At 32.9% G+C, this 6558-nt stretch carries 10 protein-coding genes; 5 read left to right on the forward strand and 5 right to left on the reverse strand.

Features of this window, described 5'->3' with window-relative positions; genetic code table 11:
* Positions 1–362 precede the first annotated feature (362 nt).
* Positions 363–632 (forward strand): YesK family protein, encoded by a 270-nt coding sequence (locus ACOZIR_RS12310; RefSeq protein WP_328121479.1) that lies wholly within the window; start codon positions 363–365, stop codon positions 630–632.
* Between the two features lie 570 nt (positions 633–1202).
* Here the strand turns inward: ACOZIR_RS12310 and ACOZIR_RS12315 are convergent.
* Positions 1203–1406 carry a hypothetical protein gene (locus ACOZIR_RS12315; RefSeq protein ID WP_310878662.1) on the reverse strand — a complete coding sequence of 68 codons (204 nt, stop codon included), beginning with the start codon at positions 1404–1406 and terminating at the stop codon, positions 1203–1205.
* A 170-nt stretch (positions 1407–1576) separates the two neighbouring features.
* Here ACOZIR_RS12315 and ACOZIR_RS12320 point away from each other — a divergent pair, with 170 nt between their 5' ends.
* Positions 1577–1738, forward strand: a complete 162-nt coding sequence (locus tag ACOZIR_RS12320) for a hypothetical protein (RefSeq protein WP_310878663.1) — start codon at positions 1577–1579, stop codon at positions 1736–1738.
* Between the two features lie 62 nt (positions 1739–1800).
* Here the strand turns inward: ACOZIR_RS12320 and ACOZIR_RS12325 are convergent, their stop codons facing one another.
* Entirely contained in the window at positions 1801–2109 is a 309-nt protein-coding gene (locus tag ACOZIR_RS12325) for a hypothetical protein (RefSeq protein WP_310878664.1), read from the reverse strand.
* A 240-nt stretch (positions 2110–2349) separates the two neighbouring features.
* Here ACOZIR_RS12325 and ACOZIR_RS12330 point away from each other — a divergent pair, with 240 nt between their 5' ends.
* From ACOZIR_RS12330 to ACOZIR_RS12340, 3 genes are all read left to right on the forward strand, one after another.
* The gene (locus tag ACOZIR_RS12330) at positions 2350–2697 is read left to right on the forward strand and encodes a YxiJ family protein (protein ID WP_412762017.1); all 348 of its coding nucleotides are present in this window, start codon (positions 2350–2352) and stop codon (positions 2695–2697) included.
* Positions 2698–2866: 169 nt separating this feature from the next.
* Entirely contained in the window at positions 2867–3169 is a 303-nt protein-coding gene (locus ACOZIR_RS12335; RefSeq protein WP_310878665.1) for a hypothetical protein, read from the forward strand.
* A 569-nt stretch (positions 3170–3738) separates the two neighbouring features.
* Positions 3739–3909 (forward strand): hypothetical protein, encoded by a 171-nt coding sequence (locus tag ACOZIR_RS12340; protein ID WP_310878666.1) that lies wholly within the window; start codon positions 3739–3741, stop codon positions 3907–3909.
* A gap of 570 nt (positions 3910–4479) precedes the next feature.
* Here ACOZIR_RS12340 and ACOZIR_RS12345 read toward each other — a convergent pair.
* From ACOZIR_RS12345 to ACOZIR_RS12355, 3 genes are all read right to left on the reverse strand, one after another.
* A complete protein-coding gene (locus tag ACOZIR_RS12345; protein ID WP_310879202.1) occupies positions 4480–5028 on the reverse strand; it encodes a DUF3231 family protein in 549 nt (182 codons plus the stop codon).
* Positions 5029–5038: 10 nt separating this feature from the next.
* Positions 5039–5593 (reverse strand): DUF3231 family protein, encoded by a 555-nt coding sequence (locus ACOZIR_RS12350; protein WP_310879201.1) that lies wholly within the window; start codon positions 5591–5593, stop codon positions 5039–5041.
* Between the two features lie 574 nt (positions 5594–6167).
* Positions 6168–6558 (reverse strand): potassium transporter TrkG (locus ACOZIR_RS12355; protein WP_421535620.1); only part of this gene is annotated, 391 nt, incomplete at its 5' end.

Consider the following 6558-nt stretch of genomic DNA (forward strand, 5'->3'; position numbering starts at 1 on the left):
ATGCTATAAAAGCTAAAAATAAAAAGCTATCTCATGAAATAAGATAGCTTTTTCAGTAAGTGGTGATTAACTTACTAATCGACTTGTAAATTATTTTCGCTCTTCGGCATATGAATAAAAGCACTTTTTATACATTATTTTGGCAAATGTCCTTGGATAGAACGTTGATAAATCAATGATGTATAAAAAGCTGCATAACTCATAAATGAGACCTCTTTCGAACCCTTACTCCCATAAGGGTTCCTTTTTGTGATGTGTACCGGAAAGAGTGTTTATGTAAACTAGCGATGTATATCGTATACATAGTGATTTCACTCGATATTATTGTTAAAATGGAATTAAAAGGATAAAAGGGGTATTCTATGGATGTCAAGATCATTTTAGGGACGATTATAGCTGCTTTAATATTGGCGTATATATTTCATTCGCTTCAGAGAAAAAGAAACTCTGACAAACACATAGGGGATAAAGTTTTTAACATGGGGTTTGTCATCTCTTTAACTATAATCGCCATTAGCATTTTGGTAGTAGGCGGATGGGATGGAATGGCTTTGAGAGCAATTGGAGCGTATTTATTGTTCCCATCATTAAGTGGACTTATTTTTACCAAGCTTTTAATCAGGTATAGCTAATAAAGTGTTAACCCTATTTGAAGCCTTTAGATTTATGAATCTAAAGGCTTTTTTGTACCGATAAATTGGTATTATGTAAACTATATTTGCATATGATATACACAATGTTTTTCATCCTTATATTTGGTAAAATGTAATAAAAAGGGGTGTTGTTAAGGGGGAAAGAGGATGAAAAAGATATTTTTTATTGCTTTCATATTGTTTCTAATGTGTGGCTGCCAAAGTAAAGGTAAGGAGCCTTTAGTTTTTACAGGTAAAAGCGACAATTGGACAGTAAAAGAGACTGTAAGATAAAGGTGAACCAAAGACTATTAAATTAACTTACACAGGCAAAGATAAGGAATCGGTTGGAGAGTTCAGTTTTAAATTAGAAGCACCAAACGGCCAATGGGGTGTTTCGATTATAGAGCTAGATAAAGAAGGCAAATTTGAAGAAAAAACGAATGCAATAGTCAATAGAGAAACATCGAAATCAGATAAACCTATAATAATTTTAAAATGGAATGATCAAAAAGAAGAGATCACGCTAAAAAATAAAAATCAACCATAAGCTTTATGGTTGGTTTTTATTTAGCTATCTATTCGTTTTAAAATTTTATGCTCTTCTTTTTCTGGAAAAGGTCTTACACCAAAGTAATAACTAAAAACAAAAAAGATAACAATAATTACAGCAAAAATGAGCAACTTTTTTGAATAACCTTTAGATTCTCTTTTATTCTCAAGTTCTTCTTTATATTTTTGTTGAATTTGTTTTTTCTTGTCATCTATTTTCATATTTACTCCTAGATATAGTTTTTATCTGATTTTACCATAAAAGCCCAGTCGATGTTTATTTCTTCGGACAACTGTGATTAGGTTAACAGAATCCGTATAGGGTATTCGTTCACTTTTCTATCTTTCTAATGTGATAAAATGTAATTATAAGGAAACAAGGAGATGGTAAAATGGAATTCATCATAACCTTATTTGTTTTTCTTTTTTTACTTGCAATTAGTTCAACTTTAAATATACTTTTGAAAATGACAGATAAAAAGGATTGGATCATCTCTTTGCTATTAAGCATGGTTTTATCGATTACAATAGTTGCAGTTTTGGGAGCAACATAAAGGTAAGAAGCCGTAGAATTGCTTGTTCCTACGGCTTCTTGTTTGATGTATATATATTAGATTTAACTGACTTCTACTTCCATGTAACGGATACCAAAAAAAGTGTAATACGTAACGCGATAATTTTTAATTAATTTTCGCTCTACGGTGTTCCACTGATGTCCATTTGATTTGGCTTGGTAACTCTGCACCATAAATTTGTCCAGTGGTCTAAGTGCCCACTTTCGGAAATCTCCTTCAAGTTGTTCTACCTTTTTTTCTTCTGTTGAACTTAAATCCTCTGTTTCATTACTTATTATTCGCGGTATACCAATAGCCAAAATAGTAATCATTCCAATGATAATGCCCCACTTCCACAAGCGCTTTTTCATCTTGGATATTTCTCCCTTTTTATTTCATTATAGTATACCTGTTGATATAACACTAATACATTATTCTAATTAAACTAGTAATCATTCCTTGTTATATTTCTTCTTAAAATGGTGACTATGTTAACTAAAAGTATATAGAGGATGCACGTATCTTTTGTATTGAACCTTGTGTAAACAGTGGTAAGATAAAGCTCTACATAACAAGAAAAGGTGGAGTTTAATATAAGGAAACTAACTATATTGGATGAATTAAAGAAGCTTAATAATGATCTGTATCATCCATTTCCTCATGAAGACATTTGCAAAATACAAGATAAATTTAGTGGAAAATTACATGAAGACGATCTGTTAACCGCAGACTTTAATAGCTATTGGATGAATATTGCTGGCAGTTTAAGTTATATGTTGAGAGGTAAAACGAAGAAAATTCCTCAAAATCAGATTGATGAATTAAAGTTGACTTTTTTTGAAGTTTTTCCGCAATATTCCTTTTTAGAAAAAGAAATCTCTACCTATAAAAATTTGTATGAAGAATATAAGATGTATGAAAAAACAAGAGAGCTCATGTTACGTTATTTATTTAATTAAAGCGAGTAAAAAAAAGAGACGACTTTCTAAATAGCCGTCTCTTTTTTTGCGGATAAACCACATTATGTGAACTAAGGTTGTATATGATATACATGGTGAAATAAGCTCAATTATTTGATAAAATGGAAATATATTGATTTTTAAAATAGGACAATGAATAGAGAGGAACATGACAATGCTTGGGGATACTTTTACACTTTTTAGACCGGTTTATTATTTAATAACTCTGCTTTTAGTATGTAACTTCGTATATGTAGTTTTTTTAAACAATAAAATTAGAGCAACTAGCTATATATTATTCAATTCCTTATTCTTTGTAATAATTGCAGCAGTTTTATTGTTTCAAGAAGGGATAATTGTCGATGAAACAAACTTAGCAGGAGATCCATTAACTTTTGATTTAACGATATTTTTTGGGGTTTTACTTATAGCTAGCTTCATTTTTAGAAATAGAAAGAAGAGGAAAGCTTAAAATTTCCTCTTCTTTGTGTTGTTACCGATATTTTGATTATGGTAACTAACAATGAATGGAATATAAACCAATAAATAACCACAATATACCTTTTATGTTAAAATTAATTAGGTAAGAAGAGAAATAATAAAGCAATATTATCTAGTCTAATGTCGTTTAGGGAAGAGGAAATAAACTTGTTTAAAAGCTTGTCATCTGTTACATACCTTATTTTATTTATATTATTTACACTTCTTTTTTTGCACGAATTTCTTTTTATGCCATTCTTATTTAATTTTTCAATTTTAGAATATATACATCTAGAGTGGTTAGGGTTTTGGTCCATATTTTTGGCGATAATTTTTCTTGGATTATTCCTACGAAAAGCTTACAACTTGAACACTAAAAAGACTTTGCTAATAATAGGGGGCTCAATTTTATTAGTATTTTTCATTCTTTTAATTTTACTGTTATCAGTAGCCGGACAGTTATAAAAAGTTGCTTACAACATTAAAAATATGTATAGAATACATGATTTCTAGATTAGTAATTAATTGGAGTTTTATTGCCTGATGGAGGAGTGGATTAGTATGTATGATAAAGAGAAAGAGGAATCAAAAATTGAAAAGCCTAGCCTAGATAGAGCAGGGATAAGATCTTATATGGGTAACCCAGAGAAATTCGAGTTCTCGCTTTATGGAGTCTTAATGGCCTGTGTGCCTTTAATTATAGTCGGAATTTTTATTTGGTATAACTGGTAAAGAGCTTGAATCAATTAATCCAAGCTCTTCATTGTTACCGATAAATATTGATTATGGTAATTAGATATTAAATAAGGTATACATCCTTATTGCGATTAAATGATGAAATGATAATGAATGGAAAGAGGTGAGATAGTTTGCTTAATTTACTTATTGGAGGTTCTTTAATAGTATTAGGTGGCTATTGTATGTTCAAGTTTATGGGTTCTTCAGCTTCAATAAAAAGCAGAGATGATAACAATGTTGCAAATCCAACAGATGAAAGTATTGTTCCCCCTAATTCAACAAATGGTCTTTAATTATAAGAAGCCAAACCCTTTATAAGGGTTTGGCTTCTTATAATTTACATTATGGTAACTAAAGATGTATATTGTATACAGCTTAAAAACAGAAAAAACTACCTCGAGTAAGATAGTTCTTTTGGTGAATGCTCTAAATAGACGTATTTGACACCTTACGGTGCCTTGAGTAGTTTGTTCAATTTGCCAATAGCCTATCCGTAACAAAGAAAGACTTCTTAAATCTAAGGAAGTATCAAGGTCCTCTTCCTCACGAATTTCTTTTACCATCTCATTTTATCGGTGCTCCCGGAGCATAATAGTATGGAGGGACTTTAAGCCATCCCCGTCTTTTCACAAGTTCTTTTAGGGTTGCTCCAAATGTCATATATTCCTGCAGGTATTCAATCCATATTAAAGTAACATCATTACGTGTGGATTGAATGATAGCATTTGCACAATAGGTAATTAAAATAACCATTTTAATATTAAGGCTGTTTGCAAGTTCATCATCCGTTAACTTGACTCCCAATGGAACATCGCTTGGGTTAGACTGCGGCTTGGATTCACTTAAGGGTGGAATGGACACTCCCTCTGATAACATAAAAGCAATCATTCGCTCTTTCTGTGATTTGAACATCTCAACTGCTTCATGGAAAGCTTTTCGTAATTCGGGGTCTGTTGTACTGTTAACCCCTGCCTCGGAATGAACTTGTTCGTCAGCTAATTCAGAAAGATAGGACCAGCAGGACATGACTTCTCCCACATGTAAGGGTGGTTTGGGTTCCTCGTCAACAAATGATTGGATAATATTTTTAAGCGCTTTTCCGACATCTGGCACATTTCTCACCTCACTTTTCTGTTTGGGGTAGACCTGCAGGATGATACGGCGGTGGCACCTTGAGCCATCCCCGTTTTCGCATCAATGATTTAAAGGTTATTAAAAAAGTTATGTGTTCTTGCAAAAATTCGGCCCACATCAGACTAACATCGCTACGAAGGGATCGTGACGCTGTTTCCGAACAGCTGGTAATCGCCATCGATATTTTTTTCTTAAGGCTGTTTGCAAGCTCTTTATCTGTTAGCTTAACTCCCAATGGAACACTATTCGGGTCAGAGATTGGCTTCGATTCACTAAGAGGTGGTAACGGAATTCCTTCTGATCGCATAAATGCTGAAATTCGCTCTTTCTCCGATTTGAAGAGGTTGACTGCTTCTTGAAGGGCTTTTCTCAATTCAGGATCCGTTGTGCTGTTAATGCCTGCTTCAGTCTGTACTTGTGTCTCACCCACTAACGCTAAAAATATCCAGCATCCCATCGCCTCGCCAATATGAAGAGGCGTTTTGTTCTCATCTTTAACAAAAGACTGAATTACACTTTTCAAGGCTTGCAAAATATCAGGCAATTATTTCACCTTCCTTTCTTTTTTTAACTTCCCCCTAAAGGGTATTTCTAATTCATAGAAGACTTTTTAGTACAACATTTATTAGAAATCGGGTCGAGTGGCGAGCCTATTAGGAACAACAACAGAAGCATAGTTGTACTTATGCCTGAGAGGTAGAGGAAAACCTGTTCGAAGAGATTAATCGTTTAGTACCAATTAGTATATAGATTACTTTCTACGAGTCATTTGAACTAAGCAGTCGGTAAGAAAGAGAATAGCAAAGGGACCGATCAAAGCAATGAAGTATACAATAAAGACCTTATGTAATTTATAATTCATGTATAGTAAATCCACCTTTATATACTAGAGTGAGTATTGAAGGGTTTCTTAAATAGAATGTTCAACTAAATAAAACTCATTCACGCCCATTAAAAAGCGAAAAAACTACTGTGACCTAATCAGTAGCTTTTTCTACGCTCTATTGCTGTAAGAAATGGAGGATCTTCATCCGATCCATCTTGAGTAGTTTGTTCATAATAGAAGAAGATATTCATGATTGGATTGCTTGCGCCTATAAGAGTGAATATGTTGATTTTTAACCAATTAGAATCTTTTCTTCTGCATATCGAATCTTAGATTGTTTATTTGAACGAATCGCAAGCACAAAACCAATGGTAAGAGGTCCTACCCTGCCAATAAACATCATAATAGTAATGAGAATACGTCCGACAGGACTTAAGTCGCCTGTAAAGTTAGCACTTAATCCAACTGTTCCAGAAGCAGAGAACGTTTCAAACAAAAGTGTAGACATATCTACACCTTTTTCTGTGATTGTGAGTAGAAAGAAAATAATAGAAACAAAAATAATTCCAGAAGTAGCAATAGAAAAAGCTCTATAAACAAGCGATTTCGGAATTCGGCGTCGAAAAACATTAATCTCTTCTTTATTTGTCAGTACTGTCCATAAAGCAAACAATATTAAGACA

The organism is Priestia sp. D3YE.R1 (genome assembly GCF_049199565.1).
Lineage (GTDB): Bacteria > Bacillota > Bacilli > Bacillales > Bacillaceae_H > Priestia > Priestia aryabhattai.